The 24,560-nt window shown below is 62.0% G+C and carries 24 protein-coding genes; 4 read left to right on the plus strand and 20 right to left on the minus strand.

Going from position 1 to position 24,560, the window contains the following annotated elements:
- Positions 1-36 precede the first annotated feature (36 nt).
- Positions 37-504, plus strand: a complete 468-nt coding sequence (locus V3W40_RS09985; RefSeq protein WP_083221141.1) for a hypothetical protein — start codon at positions 37-39, stop codon at positions 502-504.
- Here V3W40_RS09985 and hemN read toward each other — a convergent pair whose 3' ends face one another.
- From hemN to ccoN (V3W40_RS10065), 16 genes are all read right to left on the minus strand, one after another.
- A complete protein-coding gene (gene hemN / locus V3W40_RS09990) occupies positions 505-1,887 on the minus strand; it encodes an oxygen-independent coproporphyrinogen III oxidase (RefSeq protein WP_065946877.1) in 1,383 nt (460 codons plus the stop codon).
- A 102-nt stretch (positions 1,888-1,989) separates the two neighbouring features.
- Positions 1,990-2,673 carry a sulfite exporter TauE/SafE family protein gene (locus V3W40_RS09995; protein WP_065924744.1) on the minus strand — a complete coding sequence of 228 codons (684 nt, stop codon included), beginning with the start codon at positions 2,671-2,673 and terminating at the stop codon, positions 1,990-1,992.
- Positions 2,666-2,884, minus strand: coding sequence for a cbb3-type cytochrome oxidase assembly protein CcoS (ccoS, locus tag V3W40_RS10000; RefSeq protein WP_065924743.1), 219 nt, complete (start codon positions 2,882-2,884; stop codon positions 2,666-2,668). The genes V3W40_RS09995 and ccoS overlap by 8 nt, the downstream gene beginning before the upstream one ends.
- Before the next feature lie 22 nt (positions 2,885-2,906).
- Entirely contained in the window at positions 2,907-5,357 is a 2,451-nt protein-coding gene (locus tag V3W40_RS10005) for a heavy metal translocating P-type ATPase (protein ID WP_330214965.1), read from the minus strand.
- Between the two features lie 8 nt (positions 5,358-5,365).
- The gene (locus V3W40_RS10010) at positions 5,366-5,905 is read right to left on the minus strand and encodes a FixH family protein (RefSeq protein ID WP_065924741.1); all 540 of its coding nucleotides are present in this window, start codon (positions 5,903-5,905) and stop codon (positions 5,366-5,368) included.
- A gap of 15 nt (positions 5,906-5,920) precedes the next feature.
- Entirely contained in the window at positions 5,921-7,348 is a 1,428-nt protein-coding gene (gene ccoG, locus V3W40_RS10015) for a cytochrome c oxidase accessory protein CcoG (RefSeq protein ID WP_027603729.1), read from the minus strand.
- A gap of 207 nt (positions 7,349-7,555) precedes the next feature.
- Entirely contained in the window at positions 7,556-7,966 is a 411-nt protein-coding gene (locus tag V3W40_RS10020) for a type II toxin-antitoxin system VapC family toxin (protein ID WP_053132925.1), read from the minus strand.
- Positions 7,966-8,220 carry a type II toxin-antitoxin system Phd/YefM family antitoxin gene (locus tag V3W40_RS10025; RefSeq protein WP_027603731.1) on the minus strand — a complete coding sequence of 85 codons (255 nt, stop codon included), beginning with the start codon at positions 8,218-8,220 and terminating at the stop codon, positions 7,966-7,968. Before V3W40_RS10025 ends, V3W40_RS10020 begins: the two co-directional genes overlap by 1 nt.
- Positions 8,221-8,392: 172 nt before the next feature.
- Entirely contained in the window at positions 8,393-9,370 is a 978-nt protein-coding gene (gene ccoP / locus V3W40_RS10030) for a cytochrome-c oxidase, cbb3-type subunit III (RefSeq protein ID WP_330214966.1), read from the minus strand.
- Positions 9,367-9,552, minus strand: a complete 186-nt coding sequence (locus V3W40_RS10035) for a CcoQ/FixQ family Cbb3-type cytochrome c oxidase assembly chaperone (RefSeq protein WP_003193169.1) — start codon at positions 9,550-9,552, stop codon at positions 9,367-9,369. Before V3W40_RS10035 ends, ccoP (V3W40_RS10030) begins: the two co-directional genes overlap by 4 nt.
- A gap of 6 nt (positions 9,553-9,558) precedes the next feature.
- The gene (gene ccoO, locus V3W40_RS10040; protein ID WP_003193167.1) at positions 9,559-10,167 is read right to left on the minus strand and encodes a cytochrome-c oxidase, cbb3-type subunit II; all 609 of its coding nucleotides are present in this window, start codon (positions 10,165-10,167) and stop codon (positions 9,559-9,561) included.
- A complete protein-coding gene (gene ccoN, locus V3W40_RS10045) occupies positions 10,167-11,609 on the minus strand; it encodes a cytochrome-c oxidase, cbb3-type subunit I (protein WP_027603733.1) in 1,443 nt (480 codons plus the stop codon). Before ccoN (V3W40_RS10045) ends, ccoO (V3W40_RS10040) begins: the two co-directional genes overlap by 1 nt.
- A 350-nt stretch (positions 11,610-11,959) precedes the next feature.
- On the minus strand, positions 11,960-12,907 hold the full coding sequence (gene ccoP, locus V3W40_RS10050) for a cytochrome-c oxidase, cbb3-type subunit III (protein WP_065924736.1): 948 nt from the start codon (positions 12,905-12,907) through the stop codon (positions 11,960-11,962).
- Positions 12,904-13,104: a cbb3-type cytochrome oxidase subunit 3 gene (locus V3W40_RS10055; RefSeq protein ID WP_065924735.1), complete on the minus strand. Its 201-nt coding sequence runs from the start codon at positions 13,102-13,104 to the stop codon at positions 12,904-12,906. The genes ccoP (V3W40_RS10050) and V3W40_RS10055 overlap by 4 nt, the downstream gene beginning before the upstream one ends.
- A gap of 3 nt (positions 13,105-13,107) precedes the next feature.
- Positions 13,108-13,716, minus strand: a complete 609-nt coding sequence (gene ccoO, locus V3W40_RS10060) for a cytochrome-c oxidase, cbb3-type subunit II (protein ID WP_017735321.1) — start codon at positions 13,714-13,716, stop codon at positions 13,108-13,110.
- Positions 13,717-13,726: 10 nt separating this feature from the next.
- Positions 13,727-15,151 (minus strand): cytochrome-c oxidase, cbb3-type subunit I, encoded by a 1,425-nt coding sequence (ccoN, locus tag V3W40_RS10065; RefSeq protein WP_065924734.1) that lies wholly within the window; start codon positions 15,149-15,151, stop codon positions 13,727-13,729.
- 79 nt (positions 15,152-15,230) lie between these two features.
- Between ccoN (V3W40_RS10065) and V3W40_RS10070 the strand changes: the two genes are divergently transcribed.
- The gene (locus V3W40_RS10070; RefSeq protein ID WP_074847447.1) at positions 15,231-15,923 is read left to right on the plus strand and encodes an alpha/beta family hydrolase; all 693 of its coding nucleotides are present in this window, start codon (positions 15,231-15,233) and stop codon (positions 15,921-15,923) included.
- A 93-nt stretch (positions 15,924-16,016) separates the two neighbouring features.
- On the opposite strand, the gene V3W40_RS10075 is transcribed toward V3W40_RS10070, so the two are convergent.
- Both V3W40_RS10075 and V3W40_RS10080 read right to left on the minus strand, forming a co-directional pair.
- Positions 16,017-17,582: a methyl-accepting chemotaxis protein gene (locus tag V3W40_RS10075; protein ID WP_137212092.1), complete on the minus strand. Its 1,566-nt coding sequence runs from the start codon at positions 17,580-17,582 to the stop codon at positions 16,017-16,019.
- A gap of 103 nt (positions 17,583-17,685) precedes the next feature.
- Positions 17,686-18,477: a CPBP family intramembrane glutamic endopeptidase gene (locus V3W40_RS10080; RefSeq protein ID WP_323146425.1), complete on the minus strand. Its 792-nt coding sequence runs from the start codon at positions 18,475-18,477 to the stop codon at positions 17,686-17,688.
- Between the two features lie 425 nt (positions 18,478-18,902).
- Here V3W40_RS10080 and V3W40_RS10085 point away from each other — a divergent pair, with 425 nt between their 5' ends.
- A complete protein-coding gene (locus tag V3W40_RS10085; RefSeq protein ID WP_065946870.1) occupies positions 18,903-19,763 on the plus strand; it encodes a DMT family transporter in 861 nt (286 codons plus the stop codon).
- A gap of 30 nt (positions 19,764-19,793) precedes the next feature.
- Here the strand turns inward: V3W40_RS10085 and V3W40_RS10090 are convergent, their stop codons facing one another.
- Positions 19,794-20,678: a DMT family transporter gene (locus V3W40_RS10090; protein ID WP_065924723.1), complete on the minus strand. Its 885-nt coding sequence runs from the start codon at positions 20,676-20,678 to the stop codon at positions 19,794-19,796.
- A gap of 52 nt (positions 20,679-20,730) precedes the next feature.
- The gene (locus V3W40_RS10095; RefSeq protein WP_065946869.1) at positions 20,731-22,356 is read right to left on the minus strand and encodes a methyl-accepting chemotaxis protein; all 1,626 of its coding nucleotides are present in this window, start codon (positions 22,354-22,356) and stop codon (positions 20,731-20,733) included.
- A 390-nt stretch (positions 22,357-22,746) separates the two neighbouring features.
- Between V3W40_RS10095 and aceK the strand changes: the two genes are divergently transcribed.
- Positions 22,747-24,462, plus strand: a complete 1,716-nt coding sequence (gene aceK, locus V3W40_RS10100) for a bifunctional isocitrate dehydrogenase kinase/phosphatase (protein WP_065924721.1) — start codon at positions 22,747-22,749, stop codon at positions 24,460-24,462.
- Positions 24,463-24,560: the final 98 nt, after the last annotated feature.

Raw genomic sequence — 24,560 nt, forward strand, 5'->3', positions numbered from 1 at the left:
GATACAGTTGCACATCTACCATTCGGAGCTCGGATCATGTCTGTTATCGCGGCTTACAACCCTGCCATCCGTGTACCCAGCGTGCAGGACTTGAAGCCCGCTGCCGAGGCCGAGGAAAAGCTGCCCGTGACCGCGCCGGCGCCTGAAACCAAGGTGATTGAAGGGGTGACGGTGACTATTTCCGCCGCAGCGTTCAAGGCGGCCGGGGCGCCCAAAAGCGCGAATGCCGATATCGACGACAGCGGCCTGGACGATAACGTCAAGCAGGTGCTGAAAATGATCCGCAAGCTGAAACAGCAGATCGCCGAGAAAATGGCTGAGCTTCAGGCGATCGCGGCAGACAAAAGCTTGACCCCGGAGCAGGCCCGGGCCAAGACCGCCAATGTGCAAGGCGCGATCAGTTCGTTGCAGGCAGGTTTGATGACGGCCCAGACCTCTCTGGCCAAAGCGATGAAGACCATGAGCGCCGATGACGCGCTCAAAGCCGCGTCGTTGTCGATGTAACTAGATCACCCGCGAAAACCGCTGCCGGTTCTGGTGCTCCAGGTACGCATCGAACACCATGCAGACCGAACGCACCAGCAGCCGTCCGGCGGGCAGCACGCGAATGCCTTGGGCATCCAGTTCGATCAGGCCGTCTTGCGCCATCGCCTCAAGTTGCGGCCAGACCTCGTCGAAATACCCGCGAAAATCAATGTTGAACGCCTGTTCGATCTGCTCGAAGGCCAGGCTGAACGTGCAGATCAACTGCTGGATCACTTCCCGACGTAAGCGGTCGTCGGTGGTGCAGATCAAACCACGGCTGGTGGCCAGTTGGGCGTTGGCCAGGGCGTTCTGATAGCCGTTCAGGTCACTGCTGTTCTGGCAGTACAGGTCGCCGATCTGGCTGATGGCTGACACGCCGAGGCCGATCAGGTCGCAATGGCCGTGGGTGGTGTAGCCCTGGAAGTTACGTTGCAGCGTGCCTTCTTCCTGGGCAATGGCGAGTTCGTCGTCCGGCAGGGCGAAGTGGTCCATGCCGATATAGCGGTAGCCGGCCTGGGTCAGTTGCTCGATGGTGGTCTGCAGCATCAGCAGCTTGGATTCCGGCGACGGCAGTTCCTCGCTGTTGATCCGTCGTTGGGGCATGAAGCGTTCCGGCAGATGCGCGTAGTTGAACACCGACAGGCGGTCCGGCTGCAGCTTGATCACTTCCTCCACGGTGCGCGCGAAGTTGATCGGCGTCTGCTTGGGCAGGCCGTAGATCAGGTCGATATTGATCGAGCGAAACTGCAGGGTGCGCGCGGCGTCGATCACCGCGCGGGTTTCTTCCAGGCTTTGCAGGCGGTTGACCGCGCGCTGCACGTCCGGGTCGAGGTCTTGCAGGCCGATGCTCACCCGGTTGAAGCCCAGTTCACGCAGCAGGCCCATGGTCGCCCAGTCGGCTTCGCGCGGGTCGATCTCGATGCTGTAGTCGCCGGAGTCGTCGTCGAGCAGATTGAAGTGCTGGCGCAGGCTGCCCATGACCTGGCGCAGTTCGTCGTGGCTGAGAAAGGTCGGGGTGCCGCCGCCGAAGTGCAGTTGTTCAACCGACTGTTTCGGGTCGAGGTGGCAGGCCACCAACTGAATCTCCTGCTCCAGGCGTTGCAGGTAGGCCTGGGCGCGGCCGCGGTCCTTGGTGATCACCTTGTTGCACGCGCAGTAGTAGCAAATGTTCGCGCAGAACGGCACATGCACATACAGCGACAACGGTCGCGTGGCCTTGCGGCTTTCGCGCAGGGCGTGGAGCAGGTCGAAGGTGCCGACCTGGCTGTCGAATTGTACGGCGGTGGGGTAGGACGTGTAGCGCGGTCCCGCCAGGTCGTAGCGGTGAATCAGATGTGAGTCCCAACGAATGGCGTCGAGCATGCGGGCATTCCCCGGATAGGCTAGTGAGCCGAGTCTAGGGGCGTGGCCGGTAGGGCATCTTGATTTGCATCAACGGGGAGCGGCGCTATGCCACATAGCCTTTTAATGGCCCATCAGCCAGTGCTGGTGCGGACCTGGCAGGGTCCAGATACCGAAAACAATCACCAGCAGGCCACCGGCCATCCGCACGCTGCGCTTGCGCAATAACGCGGTCACGCGTTCGGCCGCCAACCCGGTCGCCAGCAGTACCGGCCATGTGCCTAAGCCAAAAGCCAGCATCAGCAGCGCACTGTCCAGCGCATTACCCTGGCTGGCGGCCCACAGCAGGGTGCTGTAGACCAGCCCGCACGGCAACCAGCCCCACAGCGCGCCCAGCAGCAGCGCGCGGGGCAGGCTGGATACCGGCAGCAAACGGTTGGCGACGGGCTGTATGCAGCGCCACAGGCCGCGCCCGAGGCTTTCGATACGGGTGAGGCCGCTCCACCAACCGGCCAGGTACAGCCCCATGCAGATCAACAGCAACCCGGCGAGCACACGCATGAACAGGGCCGCCGGGCTGTTGGCCACCGCCCAGCCGGCCAGGCCGATCAATAACCCCGCGGTGGCATAGCTGAGGATGCGCCCCAGGTTGTACGCCAGCAGCAGGCGGAACCGGCGGCTGCGCTGTTCCTTGGGAATCGCCAGGGTCAGCGCGCCCATCAGCCCGCCGCACATGCCCAGGCAATGGCCGCCGCCCAGCAGGCCGAGGATCAGCGCAGAGACCAGCAGCGGCGCCAGCTCAAGCATGGGGTGGGGCTTTGGGCACGGGCGGTTGCTCGGGGCCGTTGGCTTCGTCGACGGCCGCCAGGTGGTTCGGGTCCTGGTCGTCGAACAGCACGCTGTGGGCCGGGCCGTCGAGGTCGTCGTACTGGCCGCTGTCCACCGCCCAGAAGAAGATGTAGATGGCCACGCCCACTAACAGCAGCGCCGCCGGAATCATCACGTATAGAGCTGGCATCTGCACTCCATGCCCGCGCGGCTCAAGCCGGCAGCGGACGGGTTACCAAAGGGGCGCTTCTGGCCTGCGCACTCGGCAGGCGAGTCAGGCGCAGGGCATTGAGCACCACGGTCAACGAACTGAGGGACATGCCGATCGCCGCCCAGATCGGAGTGATCCAACCGAGGGCGGCAAACGGCAGCATAAGGCCATTGTACAGTCCCGCCCACAGCAGGTTTTCAATGATCACCCGGCGGGTGCGCCGCGCCAGGGTGAAGGCTTGCACCAGGGCATCCAGGCGGTTGGACAGCAGCACCGCATCGGCGCTGGTCTTGGCCAGGTCGGTGGCCGAGCCCATGGCCACGCTGATGTCGGCGGCGGCCAGCACCGGCACATCGTTGACGCCATCGCCGAGCATCAGCACCTTGCGGCCTTCCTTGTGCAGTTGTTGCAGCACGTGGAGCTTGTCGTCTGGGCGCAGGCCGCCGTGGGCTTCATCGATACCCAGTTCAGCGGCGACGCTGGCGACCATCGGCGAACTGTCCCCCGACAGCAGCAGCGTGCGCCAACCACGCGCCTTGCAGGCGGCCAGCAGGGCAGGGGCATCGCTGCGCAGGCGGTCGTCGAGGACGAACCAGGCCAGGGCACCGCCGCCGTCGCCCAGCAGCAGCCATTGGCCGTCATCCTCCGGAGCGGCGGGAATCGGGCAACCACTGAGTGCACAAACAAACCCCGGCTGGCCGATGCGCAACTGGCGTGTGCCGACACGGCCTTCCAGGCCAAGGCCCGGGGAACTGAGCACCTCGTCGGCGGCCAGCGGCGCACGCCCGAAGGCGCGGGCAATCGGGTGTTCGGAGCGGTTTTCCAGGGCGGCGGCGAGGCCCAGGCATTCGTCGCTGTTCAGAGCGGCCAGGGGCCGGATCGCTTTCAACGCCAGGCGGCCTTCGGTGAGGGTGCCGGTCTTGTCGAAAATCACCGTGTCGATCTGGTTCAGGCCTTCGAGCACATGGCCACGGGTCAGCAATAGCCCGAGCTTGTGCAGGGTGCCGGTGGCGGCGGTGAGGGCGGTCGGCGTGGCCAGGGACAACGCGCAGGGGCAGGTGGCCACCAGCATTGCCAGCACGATCCAGAACGCCCGCGATGAATCCAGCTCCCACCACAACAGGCCGATCACCGCCGCGGCAATCAGCGAACACAACAGGAACCACTGCGCGGCGCGGTCGGCGATCTGCGCCAGGCGCGGCTTCTCGGCCTGGGCCCGCTCCAGCAGGCGTACGATGGCGGACAGGCGGGTCTCGTGGCCCAGGGCGCGGACTTCGACGGTCAACGCGCCTTCGACGTTCAGCGTGCCGGCGGTGACGGCATCACCGGTTTGGCGCGGCAGCGGCAGGTACTCACCGGTGAGCAGCGATTCATCGATGCTGGAGCGGCCGTCGAGGATCACCCCATCTGCCGGCAGAACCGCGCCCGGATGCACCAGCACGCGGTCGCCCAGCGCCAGTTCGCTCAAGAGAATGCGTTCGCTCTGGCCGTCACCTTTGAGGCGCAGGCATGAGGCGGGCAGCAGGTTGACCAACTGCGCGGTGGCGGCGGCCGTGCGCTCCCGGGCACGGCGCTCCAGGTAGCGACCGGCCAGCAGGAACAGCGCAAACATGCCCACCGCATCGAAATACAACTCGCCCACGCCGGTGATTGCGGTCCAGATCCCGGCCAGGTAAGCCCCGCCAATGGCCAGGGACACCGACACGTCCATGGTCAGGTGACGCGTACGCACGTCGCGCATGGCGCCCTTGAAGAACGGCGCACAGCTGTAGAACACGATGGGGGTGGTCAGAAACATTGCCACCCAGCGCAGGATCACATGCAGCTCGGGGCTCAGGTCGATATTGAATTCCGGCCAGGTGGCCATGGTCGCCATCATCGCCTGGAACCACAGCAGTCCGGCGACCCCCAGCTGGCGCAGGGCCAGGCGGTTCTCGCTGGCCAGTTGCTCGGCCGCACGGTCTGCTTGATACGGGTGGGCGGCATAGCCGATATGGCGCAGTTCACTGAGCACCTGGCTCAACGGCAATTGCCCGTCGGCCCAGCGCACCTGCAGGCGATGGTTGGACAGGTTCAGCCGCGCCTCGGCCACGGCGGGCAGGCTGCGCAGGTGTTTTTCGATCAACCAGCCACAGGCGGCGCAACTGATGCCTTCCATCAGCAGGGTGGTTTCGGCGAGGTCGCCTTCGTGGTGCACGAAGGGTTTTTGCACGTCGGCGCGGTCATACAGCGCCAGTTCATCCACCAGTTGCACCGGCAGCGTCTCGGGGTTGGCCGAGGCTTCGCTGCGGTGCTGGTAATAGCTTTCCAGCCCACCGGCCACAATCGCTTCGGCCACGGCCTGGCAGCCGGGGCAGCACAGCTCGCGGCGCTCGCCGAGGATCACGGCGGTGAACCGACTGCCGGACGGGACGGGCAGGGCGCAGTGGTAGCAGGGGGTTGGGCTGGTCATGGGCGCTGCTATTTTTTCAGGTCTTCAGCACCCTGCAACGGTTCATCACCCAGTAGCAAGTCCTTGTCGTGGCTGACTTCTTCTTCCTCGAACAGGCGCCAGGTCCTGTCGCCTTCCACGCCCAGCAATTCCACGAAGCGGCGGCCTTCGACCTTGTCGGTGACCTGACCGATGTAGCGGCCCGGTTCGCTGTCGCTGCGGGTCAGGTTGATCTTGCGATCCTTCTCCGGCTGGGTCGGGGAGATCAGGTTCAGTTCCAGGGTGTTCGGGTTGCTGTAGCCGGTAAGTTGCAGCTCGACTTCGCCGGTCAGCTCATCCAGGTGCAGCTTGGCGCGCAGTTGCAGGGTCTGGGCCAACCGTTCGCGGTCCAGGGAGCGGTTGATGCCTTTGCCGGCCTCGTAGTAGTTGTCGTTGACCAGGTTGTCCGGGTTGTTCACCGCGATGGTCACCATGGACAAGGTCAAAGTCACCGAGCAGGCCAGGATCCCAATGATGATCCAGGGCCAGAGGTGCTTGTACCAGGGGCTTGCGGCAGTGGCTACGGGCATTGTTCAGTTCTCTCGTTATCGAACTTGTGGGCCGATGAATCGGCTCTTGGCTTCAACGTGGACGCTGGCGTCATCGGCATCGGTGAGGATGAATTTCACCTCGTTGGTACTCGACGGCAGTTGCTCCGGTGCACTCGACAGCTCCACCGGCATGCTGACGATATCGCCCGCCGCCACTCTGATTTCACGTCGACCTTGCAGCTTGAGGTCCGGCAGGCCGGCGGCGTCGAGCACGTAGGTGTGATCGCGCTGGTCCTTGTTCATGATCTTCAGGCTGTAGACGTTTTCGATGCGGCCTTCGGCGTTTTCGCGGTACAGCACGCGGTCCTTGCTCACGTCGAAGCCCACCAGCGAACGCATGAAGAACGCCCCGGCCAACAGGCTGATCATCGCCAGCAACACCAGGGCATAACCGATCAGGCGTGGGCGCAACTTGTGGGTTTTCTGCCCCGACAGGTTGTGCTCGGTGGTGTAGCTGATCAGGCCGCGCGGGTATTCCATCTTGTCCATGATGGTGTCGCAGGCGTCGATACAGGCGGCGCAACCGATGCACTCGATTTGCAGGCCGTCGCGGATGTCGATACCGGTGGGGCATACCTGGACGCACATTGTACAGTCGATGCAGTCACCCAGGCCCTGGGCCTTGTAGTCGGTGCCTTTTTTACGCGGGCCACGCACTTCGCCACGGCGTGGATCGTAGGAAACGATCAGGGTGTCCTTGTCGAACATCACGCTCTGGAAGCGTGCATACGGGCACATGTAGATGCACACCTGCTCGCGCAGCCAGCCGGCGTTGCCATAGGTGGCGAGGGTGAAGAAGCCGACCCAGAAATACGACCAGCCGTCGGCCTGGCCGGTGAAGAAGTCGAACACCAGCTCGCGGATCGGCGAGAAGTAGCCGACAAAGGTCATGCCGGTGACAAAACCGATCAACAGCCACAGCGTGTGCTTGCTGAATTTGCGCAGGAACTTGTTGGCCCCCATGGGCGCCTTGTCCAGCTTGATGCGCTGGTTGCGGTCGCCTTCGGTGACCTTTTCGCACCACATGAAGATCCATGTCCACACGCTTTGCGGGCAGGTATACCCGCACCACACGCGGCCGGCGTACACCGTGATGAAGAACAGGCCAAACGCCGCGACGATCAGGATGCCCGACAGCAGGATGAAGTCCTGGGGCCAGAAGGTCGCGCCGAAAATAAAGAACTTACGTTCCGGCAGGTTCCACCACACCGCCTGGTGGCCGCCCCAGTTCAGCCACACCGTGCCGAAGTAGAGCAGGAACAGGCCGGCGCCGCCGAGCATGCGCAGGTTGCGGAACAGGCCAGTGAAGGCGCGGGTGTAGATTTTTTCGCGCGAGGCGTACAGGTCGACAGTCTTGGTGTCAGCACTGCTGGCGTTTTTGGCAGGCGGGGTAACGTCATGTACCGGTATCTGGTTGCTCATCATTGCATCCCACGGCGGTGGAGATTTGCCTCGGCCAGTACGTGCCAACCGGGGTCAAATTAAGGGTCTTGCAGTGGCGTAATGATACGCCCCTGGTACGGCTCAAAGGGTGCGACCTTTGGTCGCGTTGGGGGAAATCAATTGATGGTGTACGTGACCTGGATCAATTGACTTGGGAAGTATGGACGGTTTTCGTGGGGGAGGCGGTCATTCGTCCCAAGGATTGATCAGTGGAACGCCACTGGATTTGAAGTCGCTGACGTTGCGCGTGACAACCGTGAGCCCATGCACCAGCGCGGTCGCCGCAATTAATGCATCACTTTCATTGGCACGGTCCGGCACATGCAAGTGTGCGCAACGCAACGCGACTGCCGCATCGACGGGCAGGATTCTGGCATCAAAGGCCGGCATCACATGCCGCTTGAGCCAGGTTCGCAACACCTTCCCCTGAGCCGGGTCTCGCCGCTCAATGCGCAAGACCCCGGTTTCCAATTCTTTCAAGGTGATTGCCGAAATAAACATACGCGGTGCGATGACACTTTTGGCCCAGGCGACCACGTTCGCATCAGCCTGGGGTTTACGCAGTTCAGAGATTACGTTGGTGTCGAGTAGATACATCAAGAGAGGTCCACGGGTCGATGAGTGATCACGGCACGTTCGGTTTCAAAGTCGATATCGGCCGCTTCCGGCATCACCAGCAGGTCAACGATGTTGGCATTGAGACCTGTCAGCTTTTGGTAGTCCTCAATGCTTAGCAGTACATGGGCAGGCTTGCCGCGATCGGTGATAAAAACCGGGCCTTGGCGAGCGGCTTTTTTGGCACCGCTTGTGTCTTGATTGAATTCGCGGCTGGAAATGGTGGTGAAAGTCATGGTGCGCCTCCCCTGGAGCGGGTTGAATGTAGTTACGTTACTACTTGGCCTTGGCGAGCCACAAGCTTAAAGCTACAAGCGGTCAACGTGCTTTTCCCATGGGGGTGTCGATGCGATCTATAAAAAAGCCCCGCCTGATCACTCAGGCGGGGCTTTTGTGTGTCGGTGAGCTTTACTGCTCGTCAGCCTTCTTATCCCCATGGGACAAGCTGTAGACATACGCCGCGAGCAAGTGCACCTTGTCGTTGCCTTGCAGTTGCTCCTGCGCAGGCATCTGGCCCTGGCGGCCCCAACGGATGGTCTGCTGCAGTTGGGCGAAGCTCGAACCGTAGATGAATGCACCCGGGTGGGTCAGGTCCGGCGCGCCCATGGCGGGGGTGCCCTTGCCGGCCGGGCCGTGGCAGGCCGCGCAGTTGGCGGCGAAGAGTTTCTCGCCGTTGGCCACATCGGCTTTCACGCCTTCCGGCAGCTTGCGGCCGTCGAGGTTGGTGACGACGAACGCGGCAACGTCGCTGACGCCTTGCTCCTTGAGGATGTCCAGCCAGGCCGGCATGACGGCATGACGGCCCTTCATGATGGTTTCCTTGATGGTGGCCGGTTCGCCACCCCAGCGCCAATCGGCGTCGGTCAGGTTGGGGAAGCCATAGGCGCCCTTGGCGTCGGAGCCGTGGCATACCGAGCAGTTGGAGGCGAACAGGCGACCGCCCATCTTCAAGGCTTGCGGGTCCTTGGCGACATCTTCAATCGGCATCGACGCGAATTTGGCGAAGATCGGCCCGAACTTGGCATCCGACCTGGCCATTTCCTTTTCCCATTCGTGCACGCCGGTCCAGCCGGTCTGGCCGTTGGCGAACGGGGTTTGCTTGTCGTTGTCGAGGTAGTTGTAGCCCGGCAGCAGGCCTTTCCAATTGCCCAGGCCGGGGTAGAGCACCAGGTAGCCAAGGGCGAAGATGATGGTGCCGACGAACAGCATGAACCACCACTTGGGCAGCGGGTTGTCATACTCCTCGATGCCGTCGAACGAGTGGCCGACGGTCTCGTCGGTCTGCTCGGCGCGCTGGCCCTTGCGGGTCGACAGCAACAGCCAGGTCAAGGCGAAGATGGTACCCAGGCTGAGGACTGTGACGTACAGACTCCAGAACGTAGTCATTCTTTGTTACTCCTAGAAGCTTGCTCGACGTGCTTGATGGCTTCGGGATCATCCGCAAAGGGCAACATGGTCGCGTCGTCAAACTCCGACTTGCGCCGGGGACTGAACACCCACAGCGCCAGGCCGATAAAGGCCACCATCACCACAACGGTGCCCAGGCCTCGAATCATCCCGATATCCATGAAGAATCACCGTTTGCTTTTGATGATGGTGCCCAGGCCTTGCAGGTAGGCCACCAATGCGTCCATTTCGGTCTTGCCCTTCACGGCTGCGGCTGCACCGGCGATGTCTTCGTCGGTGTAGGGCACGCCCAGGGTGCGCAGGACTTCCATCTTCTTCGCGGTGTCCTTGCCGTCGAGCTTGTTTTCCACGAGGAACGGATACGCCGGCATTTTCGACTCAGGCACCACGTTGCGCGGGTTGTACAAGTGCGCACGTTGCCAGTCATCGGAGTAACGCCCGCCGACACGGGCCAGGTCCGGGCCGGTGCGCTTGGAACCCCACAGGAACGGGTGGTCCCACACGCTTTCACCGGCGACCGAGTAGTGGCCGTAGCGTTCGGTTTCGGCGCGGAACGGGCGGATCATCTGCGAGTGGCAGCCGACACAACCGTTGGCGATGTAGACGTCGCGGCCTTCCAGTTCAAGGGCGGTGCGCGGCTTCATGCCTTCGACCGGCTTGTTGGTCACGTCCTGGAAAAACAGCGGAACGATCTGGGTCAGGCCACCGATACTCACGGCGATGACCATGAAGAAGGCCAGCAGGCCGATATTCTTCTCGACGACTTCATGCTTCATCAGTGGGCTCCCACAACGGCGATCTTGGCGGCGGCTTCGGCTTCTGCCGGGTCCGAGGCACGCACGGTGCGCCAGACGTTGTAGGCCATTAACAGCATGCCGCTGGCAAAGAACGCCCCCCCCAGGGCGCGGACGATGAAACCAGGGTGGCTGGCTTGCAGCGCTTCGACGAAGGAGTAGGTGAGGGTGCCGTCATCGTTGATCGCACGCCACATCAGGCCCTGGGTGATGCCGTTGACCCACATCGAGGCGATGTAGAGCACGGTGCCGATGGTGGCCAGCCAGAAGTGCGCGTTGATCAGCCCGACACTGTGCATCTGCACACGGCCGAACAGCTTGGGGATCATGTGGTACAGGGCGCCGATGGAGATCATCGCTACCCAGCCGAGGGCACCGGCGTGTACGTGGCCGATGGTCCAGTCGGTGTAGTGGGAGAGCGAGTTGACGGTCTTGATCGCCATCATCGGCCCTTCGAAAGTCGACATGCCGTAGAACGCCAGGGACACCACCAAAAAGCGCAGGATCGGGTCGGTGCGCAGCTTATGCCAGGCGCCCGACAGGGTCATCATGCCGTTGATCATGCCGCCCCAGCTCGGGGCCAGCAGGATGATCGACATCGCCATGCCCAGGGACTGGGCCCAGTCCGGCAATGCGGTGTAGTGCAGGTGGTGCGGGCCGGCCCAGATGTACAGGGTGATCAGCGCCCAGAAGTGCACGATGGACAGGCGATACGAGTAAATAGGCCGTTCGGCCTGTTTGGGCACGAAGTAGTACATCATCCCCAGGAAACCGGTGGTGAGGAAGAAACCCACGGCGTTGTGGCCGTACCACCACTGGATCATCGCATCCGTCGCCCCGGCGTAGGCCGAGTAGGACTTGAACAGGCTGACCGGCAACGAGGCGTGGTTGACGATATGCAGCATCGCCGTCACCAGGATGAAGGCCCCGTAGAACCAGTTGCCCACATAGATGTGCTTGGTCTTGCGCTTGACGATGGTGCCGAAGAACACTACTGCGTAGGTCACCCAGACGATGGCCAGCAGAATCGCGATCGGCCATTCCAGCTCGGCGTATTCCTTGGTGGTGGTGTAGCCCAGCGGCAGGGTGACGATGGCGCCGACGATCACCGCTTGCCAACCCCAGAAAGTGAAGGCCGCGAGGCTGTCGGAGATGAGTCGCGTCTGGCAGGTTCGCTGCACGACATAGTAGGAGGTGGCAAACAATGCACATCCGCCGAAGGCGAAAATCACCAGGTTGGTGTGCAGCGGGCGCAGGCGGCCGAAGGTTGTCCATGGCAGACCGAAATTCAATTCCGGCCACACCAGTTGCGAGGCGATGAACACCCCGAGCCCCATGCCAAGGATCCCCCAGACCACCGTCATGATGGCGAACTGGCGGACTACCTTATAGTTATAAGCAGTCGGACTGATTGCTGTGCTCATTCTAAGGTTCCACGGTTTAGGTTTTTTTATAGGTAAAATTCGGCCGCAAGTATGTAGAAAGCAAGGGGCCATTGCAACGCAAGGCTGACCTGTGTCAATGCGTTCCACGCCAGATTCTGCGCCCTTTCCATGTTTGGCGTAAGGATAAAATCCGAAATCGAAAGCTGATCGAGTGGACAGGAAATTTCGGGGGTCGCAACGACTGTCGTCGCGTACGCCAGGATCGGTCCGCTGTGCAAGCAAGCGTAGACCCGAATGGCAGGAGGGGAAAGGTGTGCTTTGGAAGGGTGCGACACTTGGTCGCGTAGCGCGGTAGAGCTGCCGCCCCAGATTGGGGCGGCAGTCAGGTGTTACTGGGCTTGGCTTTCTGGCGTTGCGCCATCAGCGTTATGGGACAGGCTGTAAACGTAGGCGGCGAGCAGGTGCACTTTGTCATTGCCCTGCAGCACTTCCTGCGCTGGCATCTGGCCTTGGCGGCCGTGGCGAATCGTCTGCTGCAACTGCGCAAGGCTGGTGCCGTAGATGTAACCGGCGGGCAGGGTCAGGTTCGGCGCGCCCATGGCTTCCATGCCGTGGCCTTGCGGACCGTGGCAGGCCACGCAGGTGGTGTTGAACGCGGCCTGGCCAGCGGCCAGGTCGGCGGTGCTGTCCGCCGGCAATGGCAGCTTGGCCAGGTCGTGGCGCACATAGGCGGCGACGTTTTTTACGCCGTCGTCGCCGAGCATGTCACCCCAGGCCGGCATCGCCGCGTGCCGACCGTTCATGATGGTGGTCTTGATCGCTTCGGCCGAACCGCCCCAACGCCAGATGTTGTCAGCCAGGTTGGGAAAGCCGAATGCGCCCTTGGCATCCGAGCCGTGGCACACCGCGCAGTTGGAGGCGAACAGGCGACCGCCCATTTTCAGCGCCTGCGGGTCTTTGGCGACTTGTTCCACGGGCATGGCCGAGAATTTGGCGAAGATCGGTCCGAACTTGGTGTCGGCCTTGGCCATCTCCTTGTCCCACTCCTTGGCCGAGGTCCAACCGTCTTCATAGCCCGGCAACACGCCTTTCCAGTTGCCCAGGCCCGGGTAGAGAATCAGGTAGCCGACCGCAAACACCAGGGTGCCGGCGAACAGCATGAACCACCACTGGGGCAGGGGGTTGTCGTATTCCTCGATGCCGTCGAAGGCATGGCCCATGGTCTGGTCGACGCTGCCCTTGGTCTCGCCCTTGCGGGTGGCGAACAACAGCCAGGTCAGGCCGATCAGGCTGCCAATGGTCAGTACGCAGATCCATGTACTCCAGAAGGTAGTCATGGCCGGTTGCTCCTTGTTGCAGGCTCTTGGTGAGCGTCGGATGGCGAAGGTTCATCGGCGAAGGGCAGCAGGCGCGCTTCCTCGAATTCCGAATTGCGCCGGTTGTTGAATACCCACAGCGACAGGCCGATAAAGGCGATGGCGACCACCAGCGTGCCGAGGCCGCGGATGGTGCCCGCATCGAATTCAAATCCCATGGCTCACCTCTTGCTCTTGATGGCAGTGCCGAGTACTTGCAGGTACGAAACCAGCGCGTCCATTTCGGTCTTGCCCTTGAGGCTGGCCACGGCGCCACTGATGTCGTCGTCGGTGTACGGCACGCCGAGGGTGCGCATTACTTTCAACTTGGTCTCGGTGTGGCTGCTGTCGACCGCAGCCGTGACCAACCACGGGTAGGCCGGCATCTTCGACTCAGGCACGACGTTGCGAGGGTTGTACAAGTGCGCGCGGTGCCAGTCGTCCGAGTAGCGTGCGCCGACGCGGGCCAGGTCTGGCCCGGTACGCTTGGAGCCCCACAGGAACGGGTGGTCCCACACGCTTTCACCGGCCACCGAGTAGTGGCCGTAGCGCTCGGTCTCGGCGCGGAACGGGCGGATCATCTGCGAGTGGCACTGTACGCAGCCTTCGCGGATGTAGATGTCGCGGCCTTCCAGTTGCAGCGCGGTGTAGGGCTTCATGCCTTCCACCGGCTTGTTGGTCACGTCCTGGAAGAACAGCGGGACGATCTGGGTCAGGCCGCCGATGCTCACGGCGAGCACCATGAGCAGCATCAGCAGGCCGACGTTCTTTTCAATCGTTTCGTGTTTCATCACTGACTCCTCAGGCCATCTGCGCGGCAGGGGCGGCTTCGACAGGTTGTGCCGAGCGCACGGTGCGCCATGTGTTGTAAGCCATCAGGAACATGCCGCTGAGGAATACCGCACCGCCCACCAGCCGCACGATGAAGCCTGGGTGGCTGGCCACCAGGGTTTCGACGAAGGAGTAGGTCAAGGTGCCGTCTTCGTTGATCGCACGCCACATCAGGCCCTGGGCGATGCCGTTGACCCACATCGAGGCGATGTAGAGCACGGTGCCGATGGTGGCCAGCCAGAAGTGCGCGTTGATCAGGCCGAGGCTGTACATCTGCTCGCGACCGAAGACTTTCGGGATCATGTGGTACAGGGCGCCGATGGAGATCATCGCTACCCAGCCGAGGGCGCCGGCGTGTACGTGGCCGATGGTCCAGTCGGTGTAGTGGGACAGCGAGTTGACGGTCTTGATCGCCATCATCGGCCCTTCGAAGGTCGACATGCCGTAGAACGCCAGGGACACCACCAAAAAGCGCAGGATCGGGTCGCTGCGCAACTTATGCCAGGCGCCCGACAGGGTCATCATACCGTTGATCATGCCGCCCCAGCTCGGCGCCAGCAGTACCAGCGACATCACCATGCCCAGGGACTGTGCCCAGTCCGGCAGCGCGGTGTAGTGCAGGTGGTGAGGACCGGCCCAGATGTACAGGGTGATCAGCGCCCAGAAGTGCACGATGGACAGGCGATATGAATACACCGGGCGCTCGGCCTGTTTCGGCACGAAGTAGTACATCATCCCGAGGAAACCGGCGGTGAGGAAAAAGCCTACCGCGTTATGCCCGTACCACCACTGCACCATGGCATCCGTCGCACCGCCATACAGCGAGTAGGACTTGGTCAGGCTGACCGGGATTTCCAGGTTGTTGACGATATGCAGGATCGCCACGGTGATGATGAACGCGCCGAAGAACCAGTTACCGACGTAGATATGCTTGGTGTTGCGCTTCATCACCGTGCCGAAGAACACGATGGCGTAGGCCACCCAGACAATGGTGATCAGGATGTCGATCGGCCATTCCAGTTCGGCGTATTCCTTGGAGCTGGTGTAGCCCAGCGGCAAGCTGATCGCGGCCAGGAGGATGACAAGTTGCCAGCCCCAGAAGCAGAACGCGGCGATTTTCGGCGCGAACAGCTGGGTTTGGCAGGTACGCTGCACCGAGTAGAAGGAGCTGGCGAACAGCGCACAGCCACCGAACGCGAAGATCACCGCATTGGTATGCAGTGGGCGCAGGCGGCCGAAGCTGGTCCAGGGCAAGTCGAAGTTGAGCGCGGGCCAAACCAATTGGGCGGCGAGAAAAACCCCGAGCCCCATGCCGACGATGCCCCACACCACCGTCATAATGGCGAATTGGCGGACCACCTTGTAGTTATAGGCGGTACTTAAAGTAGTGTTCATGGTTCCCCATCCACGGTTCAACCCAAGCAGATGCGGCACTTGGGCTGGAGTTATAGGCAGACTGAATAGCGAGGCAAGCATGGGCAAAGAGCACAAGGCCAGTATTGACGGGGATCAATGGGCGCAGTGTGTGCGGGAACACGGTTGGCTTTGGGATGTCGCGTCGGGCGTAGCTTCCGGTGATTGCGTGACGTTGATCCTGGCCCATGGCGCCGGCGCACCGATGGACTCATCCTTCATGAACGACATGGCTGCACGCCTTGCCGGACATGGCGTCAACGTGTTGCGCTTCGAGTTTCCCTACATGGCCCAGCGCCGACTGGACGGCGGCAAACGCCCGCCCAACCCGGCGCCAAGACTGCTGGAAGCCTGGCGCGGGGTGTATGCCGAGGTGCGACGTCATGTCGCTGGGAAACTGGTCATTGGCGGCAAGTCGATGGGCGGGCGGATGGCCAGTCTTTTGGCCGATGAATTGGGCGTCGATGGGCTGGTGTGCCTGGGTTATCCGTTTTATGCGGTGGGCAAGCCGGAGAAACCACGTGTAGCGCATTTGGCCGGATTGAAGACGCCGACGTTGATTGTGCAGGGCGAGCGCGATGCACTGGGCAATCGGGCGGCGGTGGAAGGGTATGACTTGTCGCCGAGCATCGAAGTGATGTGGCTGGTGGCGGGGGATCATGATTTGAAGCCGTTGAAGGCTTCGGGGTTTGCGCATGAGCAGCATTTGGAGGCTGCGGCCGTGCAGGTGGCTGAGTTTCTCAGCGCCTGTTAGGGCCAATCGGGAGCAAGCCCCCTCCCACATTCGACCGCATTCCAAGGGATGTACGCGGTTAACTGTGGGAGGGGGCTTGCTCCCGATATCGGTCTACCGGTTGAAACGCTCGACCAACGAATACTGGGTATTCGCCGTATGCGTCAGCTCTTCACTCAACTGCGCCGAGTTCAACGCCTGCTCCGAGGTCTGATCTGCCAACAGCGCAATGGTGCTGATATTGCGGCTGATCTCTTCGGCCACCGAGCTTTGCTCTTCGGTGGCGGCCGCGATCTGGGTGGTCATGTCGGTGATATGCGCCACCGCTTCACTGATGCCCACCAATGCCTGGTCCGCCTCCATTACCCGCGCCACGCCCTCTTCGGCCTGGCGATGCCCGGTGTCCATGGTTTGCACGGCAGCGGCAGCAGTTTGCTGCAGCTTGGCGATCAGAGCATGGATCTGCCCGGTCGACTCAGCCGTGCGCTGCGCCAGTTGGCGCACTTCATCGGCGACCACCGCAAACCCACGGCCCATCTCACCGGCTCGCGCCGCTTCAATGGCGGCGTTGAGCGCCAGCAGGTTGGTCTGGTCGGCAATGCCTTTGATCACGTCGACTACGCCGCCGATCTCGTCGCTGTCCTTGGCCAGTTGGGTGACGGTCACGCCGGTCTCGCCCACGGCCACCGACAGACGCTGAATCGCCTCGCGGGTTTCCCCGGCAATATCGCGACCGCGACTGGTCAGGCGATTGGCTTCCTGGGTCGCATCGGCCGTGCGCTGCACATGGCTGGCCACTTCCTGGGTGGTCGCCGCCATCTGGTTGACCGCCGTGGCCACCTGCTCGGTTTCCACGCGCTGGCGTTCCAGGCCGCTGGAGCTGTTATGCGCCAGGGTATTGGACTGCGCCGCCTGGTCGTTGAGGTGCTCGGCAGTGTCCTGCAAGCGCGTCAGGCAGGTCTTCAGGCGTGCCTCCTGGCTGAGAATGGACATCTCCAGGCGCGCCTGGGCACCACGGCTGTCGGTGTACATCTGCGCGATCAACGGGTCGGAGGTGGTCTGCTCGGCCAGGCGCAGCAGGCGCTTGAGGCCGCGCTGTTGCCAGCTCAGGCCCAGCAGCCCCAATGGCACCGACAAACCCGCCGCCAGGGCAAAGCCCCAGTGGGAGTTGAGCGACGCACCGATCATGAAGCTCAACTGGCTGATCAGGATAAACGGCAGCCAGTCCTGCAACACCGGCAGCCACTTGTCCCGCTGGGGGACGGCCGACTTGCCCTGGTTGATGCGTTGGTAGAGCGCTTCGGCACGGCGGATCTGCTCGGCGGTGGGCTTGATGCGCACCGATTCGTAGCCGACCACCTGGTTGCCTTCGAAGACCGGCGTCACATAGGCGTTGACCCAGTAGTGATCGCCCGTCCTGCAGCGGTTCTTAACGATGCCCATCCATGGCAAGCCTTGTTTGAGCGTGGTCCACATATGCCCGAACACGGCCGCTGGCACGTCCGGGTGACGCACCAGGTTGTGCGGGGCACGCACCAGTTCGTCGCGAGAGAACCCACTGATTTCGACAAACGCGTCGTTGCAGTAGGTGATCACGCCTTTGGCATCTGTGGTGGAGATCAACCGTTGCTGAGCGGGGAAGGTACGTTCGCGCTGGGTAACGGGCTGGTTATTACGCATGATTGTTCAATCCGCAAGGCTTTCATTGGGTATCGGCGGTAACGGGGGTTTATTTAACTTATTTTTGCAACAATCGGCGGGTTGGTCATTCCTCGAGGGGATGTCAACCCGCCAGCATTGGATAGGTAAACAACCCGAAGTGAAGCAGATTCAAGCCAAAGTGCGTGGCAATCGCCGCACCCAGCCCGCCAAACCGATACGCCAGGCCATAACCGACCCCGGCGATGCCCGCCAGCAGCACCCATTGCCACCCTGCACCCACGTGCACCAGGCCGAACAGCAGCGATGCCAGCAGCAGCGCGAGGTTTTCGCCGTAGGGCAACTGTTTGAAGCGTCGGCTCAAGCCGCCTTGAATGTAGCCACGGAACAGGGCTTCTTCCACCAGGGTCACCAGCAACAGGTTGTTGAGTACCCACAGCCAGGCCTGGTCCGGCCATTTCGGCGCCCAACTGATCACGCCCAGCAAGGCTGCGCCACCCAGCGCGACGATGGCGGTAAGGGTCAGTACCAACGCGGTGACGCAGATCGACAGGCGCAACGAACGCCGCGCCACAATCCACGGGCAGGCCAGCAGCAACCAGAAACCAATCAGCGGCTTGTCCTGGTTCAGGTACATCGAGAACGGCACGGCATCAGGCGTAAATCGCTGCGGGTCAATGCCGCGACCGTTATAGAACCCCGGCAGCCAGTGCATCGCCAGGCCTAGCGCCAACACGACAAACAGCCCGTGACCCAGGTAACGCGCCCACGGCGTGCGCTGCTGGCGTACGGCATAGCCGGCGATCAACAGCAAGGCGACGGACACCAGCGCCAGTACGCCCAGTTTCCCGTAGGCCAAGGCCAGCAGATAGCCGATGGAAAGAAGCGCCAGGTACAGCCAGGGCAATGGGAGCATGGGGGAGTCCTTGGAAAATACCGGTCGGCATTATAGCGACGGCCCGCGCCCCGAAACGTGAAAACGCCTCCCCGCAAAAGGGCTTGGGCAAGTGATTGCAAAACATGTCATCGGCTGGTTATAGTCCTCGCGTCCTTATCCCTTCAAAAAGATCAGCACATGCCAGCTTCCCTGCGCATAGCGGTAGTCGATTCAGCGGTCAACGCTGTGCGCGTGCCGTGCGCGAACAAGCAGCCTGCGCAGATCAGTCACTACCCCCCACCTGTCAGTAGCACGCCGGTGTACGCAGTCGTATCACCGCCGGGTGTTGGCATTTCGGGCTGATCGGCACGTTGCTGTGCCCGCTCTGCCTGCCTGAAAAAAACTACTGAATTTCAGCCTCTGCGGCTGAATCGGCTTTTTTTGCCTGATTACAGGTGGTAACCATGTCCGTTCTTTCGAAACACTCCGTGGCCGCGGCGGCCTCGACGAGCCTGTTTGTCCTGCTGTGGAGCAGCGGGGCCATCTTCTCCAAGCTGGGCCTGGCCCATGCTTCGCCCTTCGCCTTCCTGCTGATCCGTTTTGCCATCGCCCTGGCGGGGCTGGTGATCCTGGTGCCGGTCCTGCGGTTGAAACTGCCGCGTCCCGGCAAGCCCCTGTTGTACGCGGTGGCAACCGGGTTGGTATTGCTGGGGGCCTATCAGATTTTCTATCTGCTGGCCCTGGACCTCAGCGTCACCCCAGGTGTCATGGCGACCATCATGGGGGTGCAGCCGATCCTCACCGTGGTGCTGATGGAGCGCCAGCGATCCTGGCGCCGGATGTTCGGCCTGAGTCTGGGCCTGGCCGGGCTGATCATGGTGGTCTACCAAGGCATCGGGCTGGCGGGCATGTCCCTGGCCGGGATGCTGTTCGGGCTGCTGGCCCTGGCAAGCATGACCTTCGGCTCGATCATGCAAAAGCGCATCACCGACAACCCCCTTGGCACCCTGCCGGTGCAGTACCTGGCGGGGCTGCTGTTGTGTTCGGTGTTTGTGCCGTTCCAGCCGTTCCACGTTGAACACAACGCCGGCTTTTACCTGCCGGTGCTGTGGATGGGCCTGGTAGTGTCGTTGCTGGCAACGCTGTTGCTGTACCGCCTGATCGCCCGGGGCAACCTGGTGAATGTCACCAGCCTGTTCTACCTGGTGCCAGCGGTGACGGCGGTGATGGATTACCTGATCTTCGGCAATCGGCTCGCGATGCTGAGCCTGTTGGGGATGGGCTTGATCATCATTGGGCTGGTCTTCGTGTTCCGCAAAAACTGATGCCCCCCGTAGGTGCCGGCCAGCCGGCGCCTACGGTTTTCGAGGCCGCAATACCAGCCACAACGCCCCGGCAATCAACACGCCGCCATATAAATGCGCCATCGATAAGGGCTCGTCGAGCAACAACGCCCCCCACAACACGCCGAACGGCGGGATCAGGAAGGTGGTGGTCATCGACCTCACCGGCCCAATCGCGGTGAGCAGCCGGAAGTACAACACGTACGCAAACGCCGTACACACCAGCCCCAACCCCAGCAGCGACGACCAGACCTGCCACCCACCCCAACTCGCAGGCGGATGGCTGATCGCGCTGTAGGCAAATAACGGCAGCAGAAACAGCGTCGCGCCCAGCATGCTGCCCAGGGCCGCGAGACGACTGTCCAGCCCGCCACGCTGGTCCAGCCAGCGCCTGGCGAGGAACCCGGCAAAGCCATAACAGGTGGTGGCCAACAGGCAAGCCAGTGCGCCCATCAATAATTCCAGGTCAAACGCCACCGGTCCCGCACGGGTCAGCACGCCTACACCGAACAGACCCAGGCACACCCCGGCGATCTTCGACGGGGTGAGGCGTTCGCTGAAAAACAGCCCGCCAATCAACACCCCCATCAACGGCGTGGTGGCATTGAAGATCGCCGAGTAACCCGCCGGCAGCACCTGGGCGGCCACCGAATACATGGTCGCCGGGATCCCCGAGTTGATCACCCCCAGCAACAGGACCGTCTTGAACTTGCCCTGGAAATCCCAGTTCACCCGCGCCATCGCCAGGATCACCAATAGCCCGGCGGCGGCAATCGATACGCGGAAAAATGCGGTCGGCAGCGTGCCGATTTCCGGCGCGATGATGCGCATGAACAGAAAACTCGCGCCCCAGATGGCGGCGAGCCCCAGCAGGTAAAGGGTGTCAACGGGCCTCACGGAACACTCCTACATCAATAAGGCCGCGAGTGTTGCACGCCGCCTTCATTGATTACAGGACAAACCGCGTCACCAGCCCATTCAGGTCCACCGCCAGCCGCGACAGTTCCTGGCTGGCGGCCGAGGTCTGGGTGGCGCCGGCGGCGGTCTGGGTGGACAGGTCGCGGATGTTCACCAGGCTGCGGTCCACATCGCGCGCTACCAGCGCCTGTTGCTCGGCGGCGCTGGCGATCACCAGGTTGCGCTGGCTGATCTGCGAGATGGCGGCGGTGATTTTTTCCAGGGCACTGCCGGCGCTGTTGGCCCGTTGCAAGGTCTGGCCGGCATGCTCGGCGCTGCTGTTCAGCGCCTCGACGGTGGCCTGGGTGCCTTGCTGGATACCGGTGATCATCTGCTCGATTTCTTCGGTGGAGTCCTGGGTGCGCTGTGCCAGCGAACGCACCTCGTCGGCGACGACCGCGAACCCACGCCCGGCTTCACCGGCACGCGCCGCTTCAATCGCGGCGTTGAGCGCCAGCAGGTTGGTTTGCCCGGCAATGCCGCGAATCACTTCCAGCACCTTGCTGATGTCCTGCGCTTGCAGCGCCAGGCCTTCGGCCTTGTTCGAGGCGCCGAGCACTTCGTCCACCAGGTTCTGGATCGAGCTGATGGTTTCGCTGATCTGGTAGTGGCCGTGCTTGCTGTCTTCATCGGAAGCCTGGGACGCCTCGGCGCTGGACACCGCATTACCCGCGACCTCGTCCACTGCCGTGCTCATCTCGGTCACGGCGGTGGCAGCCTGCTCGATTTCATCGTTCTGCGCCTGCAGGCCGCGCGTGCTTTGTTCCATCACCGCGCTCATTTCTTCGGCGGCGGAAGCCAGTTGCTGCGCCGATTCGCTGATGCCTCGGATGGTGGTCTGCAGCTGCGCTTGCATGGTCGCCAGGGCGCTCAGCAATTGCGCGGGTTCGTCATGGCCGTGCACCACGATCGGCTGGCTCAAGTCGCCGGCGGCGATGGTGCGCGCCACGTTCAGGGCCTGGCCGATCGGCGCGGTGATGCTGCGGGTCAGCAGCCAGGCCAGCAGCAAGGTGGCGATCAGTGCGACTGCGATAATCAGGCCGACAATCCACTGTGCGCTCGAATACATCTGTGCGGCCGAATCGGCCGCCGCTTCCACGCCGTTCTGGTTAAAGACGATCAGGTTTTCCAGGCTCTGGCTCAGGATCGTGCCCTGGGGGGCGAGGCGGCTGACGAGCAGGTCGAGGGCGTCTTGCTGTTGATCCTTGTCCACCAACGCAACCATCTGCCCGACGATGGCCAGGTATGTCGCGACATTGGCCTTGAGGGTTTTCAGCAGTTCGCGCTCTTCGTCATTGCTCAGCAAGGTTTCATGGCGCTCGAGCAGGGCTTGCAGTTCGCTGCTGGTGCGGGTGATCAGGCCTCTGCTGGTCTCACGCACGCGAGACTCGTCGGTGCTCACCAGGCGCAGGGACTCCAGGCGGACAGTGGCCACCAAGGCTGCGCTGTCATGGATATTCTCGATGCTCGGCATCCAGGTTTGTTCAATGACCAGCGCGCTTTCCCGCAGCTTGGCCATCTGGCCCAGGCCAAACATTCCCACAATCACCAGCAAGCTGGCCAAAACCCCAAAACTCAGACTGGCACGCAGACCGATCCTCATATTCCTCAATGACATCTCAATGCTCCTTGGGCGATTAGAACCTGCTCCCGGGTCGGTCTTCGGACCTTGTTAGGGTGGGAGAGGGCGCGCTATATATCAAAGTGCCATCAAGGTAGTAATCGGGGTTTCCCTTAGTTGGATCCAAAGCCCTATGGAGGACCCGCGGCCGTTCTGGTTGGCGGTTTTTCGGCTTCTACCTGCCAGGCCACGGCGCTCAAGGCCTGTGGATCAAACGCGGATCGACTGTGAGGTGCGTTTATTGACCGATCGGTCGAATTAAAAAATTGAAAATAAATGTACGAAATGAACGGAGCTGTACAAGTCAGTGCAAAAAATGACCCTTCTCCTGCCTGCGTACACTGGCTAAGCTCAGGGCATCCCAGATGCCCGCTCGAGGTTTCCCGCATGTCGCCATCCACGCCTGCCCTCGCTATCGCCCGCACTATCCTCGAAGGCTTCGACGATTACCGCGAGCACTTTCGCCAGATCACCGATGGCGCCCGCGAGCGTTTCGAAAAGGCCCAGTGGCAACAGGGGCAGGCGGCATCGGCGGCGCGGATCAACCTGTACGAAGACAAGGTCGGTGAAGTGAGCGCGCGCCTGCGCGCGAACTTCGAGGGCAGCGCATTGCTCGACATTGACCTGTGGCCGCTGGTGAAAAGCGCCTATATCGGCCTGATCGACCTGCGTTTTGACGATGAGCTGTCCGAGACCTGGTACAACTCGATCTTCTGCGGCCTGTTCAGCCATGACCTGATCAGCGACGGCTGCATGTTCATCCACACCACGCGGCCGAGCCTGCGCCGGGCACGGGCGGCACAAACCCATACCTACGCGCCCGCCGGCCAGATTCCCGAGATGCTCGCGCAGATTTTTGCCGACTATCGTTTCAGCGAGCCCTACGCCGACCTGGCAACCGACCTGGGTCGCCTCGAAACCCAACTGCGGGAAAACCTGCCGGACTGGGTGTGCAAGGACCCGGACCTCAAGGTCGAGCTGTTTTCCTCGGTGCTCTACCGCAACAAAGGCGCCTACCTCGTCGGGCGCATCTACACCCGCGACGAACAATGGCCCCTGGTGATTCCTCTGCTGCACCGCGAAGGCCAGGGCATCCAGATCGATGCGCTGATCACCGACGAGGCCGAGGTGTCGATCATCTTTTCGTTCACCCGTTCCTACTTCATGGTCGACGTGCCGGTGCCGGCGGAATTTATCGGCTTTCTCAAACGCATCCTGCCGGGCAAGCACATTGCCGAGCTGTACACCTCGATTGGTTTCTACAAACACGGCAAGTCGGAGTTCTACCGCGCGCTGATCAACCACCTGGCCACCACCGACGATCAATTCATCATGGCCCCCGGCGTGCGTGGCATGGTCATGAGCGTGTTCACCCTGCCGGGCTTCAATACCGTGTTCAAGATCATCAAGGACCGTTTTTCACCGTCGAAAAACGTCAACCGCGCCACGGTGATCGAGAAGTACCGCCTGGTCAAAAGCGTCGATCGCGTCGGGCGCATGGCCGATACCCAGGAGTTTGCCGACTTCCGCTTTCCCCTGGGCAAGTTCGAGCCCGAGTGCCTGGCTGAACTGCTGGACGTCGCTGCCGGCACCGTCGAAGTGGAAGGCGATACGGTACTGATCCGCCACTGCTGGACCGAACGGCGCATGACCCCGCTCAACCTCTACCTGGAAAACGCCAACCCCGCCCAGGTGCGCGAAGCCCTGGAAGACTACGGCTTGGCGATCAAGCAACTGGCGGCAGCGAACATCTTCCCCGGCGACATGCTGCTGAAGAACTTCGGCGTCACCCGTCACGGTCGCGTGGTGTTCTACGACTACGACGAAATCTGCTTTCTCACCGAAGCCAACTTCCGCCACATCCCCGCGCCGCGCACGCCCGAGGATGAAATGGCCTCGGAGCCCTGGTACTCCATCGGCCCGCTGGACGTGTTCCCGGAAGAATTCCCGCCGTTCCTGTTCGCCGACGCCGGCCAGCGCAAGCTGTTCGATGAACTGCATGGCGAGCTGTATAACGCTGATTATTGGAAAGGCCTGCAGGATGCGATTCGTGCAGGCAAAGTGATCGATGTCTTCCCTTATAAAAGAAAAGAGCAGCCATAAGCTCAAAGCGGCAAGTAAAAGCAGATCCGCCCTGACTTGCCGCTTGAAGCTTGCCGCTCGCAGCTGCTTTTCTGCGACAATCCGCACCCTGCATAAAT

Origin of the sequence: Pseudomonas sp. AM8 (genome assembly GCF_036346475.1) — a bacterium.
Taxonomy (GTDB): Bacteria; Pseudomonadota; Gammaproteobacteria; order Pseudomonadales; family Pseudomonadaceae; genus Aquipseudomonas; species Aquipseudomonas marginalis.

Bases quoted from the DNA above. Each gene is read 5' to 3' on its own strand.
- V3W40_RS10055 (WP_065924735.1), bottom strand. From the start codon at position 13,104: ATGGGATTTGAATTCGATGCGGGCACCATCCGCGGCCTCGGCACGCTG.
- V3W40_RS10035 (WP_003193169.1), bottom strand. From the start codon at position 9,552: ATGGATATCGGGATGATTCGAGGCCTGGGCACCGTTGTGGTGATGGTG.
- V3W40_RS09995 (WP_065924744.1), bottom strand. From the start codon at position 2,673: ATGCTTGAGCTGGCGCCGCTGCTGGTCTCTGCGCTGATCCTCGGCCTG.
- V3W40_RS10020 (WP_053132925.1), bottom strand. From the start codon at position 7,966: ATGTATCTACTCGACACCAACGTAATCTCTGAACTGCGTAAACCCCAG.
- ccoS (WP_065924743.1), bottom strand. From the start codon at position 2,884: ATGCCAGCTCTATACGTGATGATTCCGGCGGCGCTGCTGTTAGTGGGC.
- ccoN (WP_065924734.1), bottom strand. From the start codon at position 15,151: ATGAACACTACTTTAAGTACCGCCTATAACTACAAGGTGGTCCGCCAA.
- ccoP (WP_065924736.1), bottom strand. From the start codon at position 12,907: ATGACTACCTTCTGGAGTACATGGATCTGCGTACTGACCATTGGCAGC.
- V3W40_RS10005 (WP_330214965.1), bottom strand. From the start codon at position 5,357: ATGACCAGCCCAACCCCCTGCTACCACTGCGCCCTGCCCGTCCCGTCC.
- V3W40_RS10080 (WP_323146425.1), bottom strand. From the start codon at position 18,477: ATGCTCCCATTGCCCTGGCTGTACCTGGCGCTTCTTTCCATCGGCTAT.
- ccoG (WP_027603729.1), bottom strand. From the start codon at position 7,348: ATGAGCAACCAGATACCGGTACATGACGTTACCCCGCCTGCCAAAAAC.
- ccoO (WP_003193167.1), bottom strand. From the start codon at position 10,167: ATGAAGCATGAAGTCGTCGAGAAGAATATCGGCCTGCTGGCCTTCTTC.
- V3W40_RS10095 (WP_065946869.1), bottom strand. From the start codon at position 22,356: ATGTCATTGAGGAATATGAGGATCGGTCTGCGTGCCAGTCTGAGTTTT.
- V3W40_RS10075 (WP_137212092.1), bottom strand. From the start codon at position 17,582: ATGCGTAATAACCAGCCCGTTACCCAGCGCGAACGTACCTTCCCCGCT.
- ccoN (WP_027603733.1), bottom strand. From the start codon at position 11,609: ATGAGCACAGCAATCAGTCCGACTGCTTATAACTATAAGGTAGTCCGC.
- V3W40_RS10085 (WP_065946870.1), top strand. From the start codon at position 18,903: ATGTCCGTTCTTTCGAAACACTCCGTGGCCGCGGCGGCCTCGACGAGC.
- V3W40_RS09985 (WP_083221141.1), top strand. From the start codon at position 37: ATGTCTGTTATCGCGGCTTACAACCCTGCCATCCGTGTACCCAGCGTG.
- V3W40_RS10025 (WP_027603731.1), bottom strand. From the start codon at position 8,220: ATGACTTTCACCACCATTTCCAGCCGCGAATTCAATCAAGACACAAGC.
- V3W40_RS10010 (WP_065924741.1), bottom strand. From the start codon at position 5,905: ATGCCCGTAGCCACTGCCGCAAGCCCCTGGTACAAGCACCTCTGGCCC.
- ccoO (WP_017735321.1), bottom strand. From the start codon at position 13,716: ATGAAACACGAAACGATTGAAAAGAACGTCGGCCTGCTGATGCTGCTC.
- aceK (WP_065924721.1), top strand. From the start codon at position 22,747: ATGTCGCCATCCACGCCTGCCCTCGCTATCGCCCGCACTATCCTCGAA.
- ccoP (WP_330214966.1), bottom strand. From the start codon at position 9,370: ATGACTACGTTCTGGAGTCTGTACGTCACAGTCCTCAGCCTGGGTACC.
- hemN (WP_065946877.1), bottom strand. From the start codon at position 1,887: ATGCTCGACGCCATTCGTTGGGACTCACATCTGATTCACCGCTACGAC.
- V3W40_RS10070 (WP_074847447.1), top strand. From the start codon at position 15,231: ATGGGCAAAGAGCACAAGGCCAGTATTGACGGGGATCAATGGGCGCAG.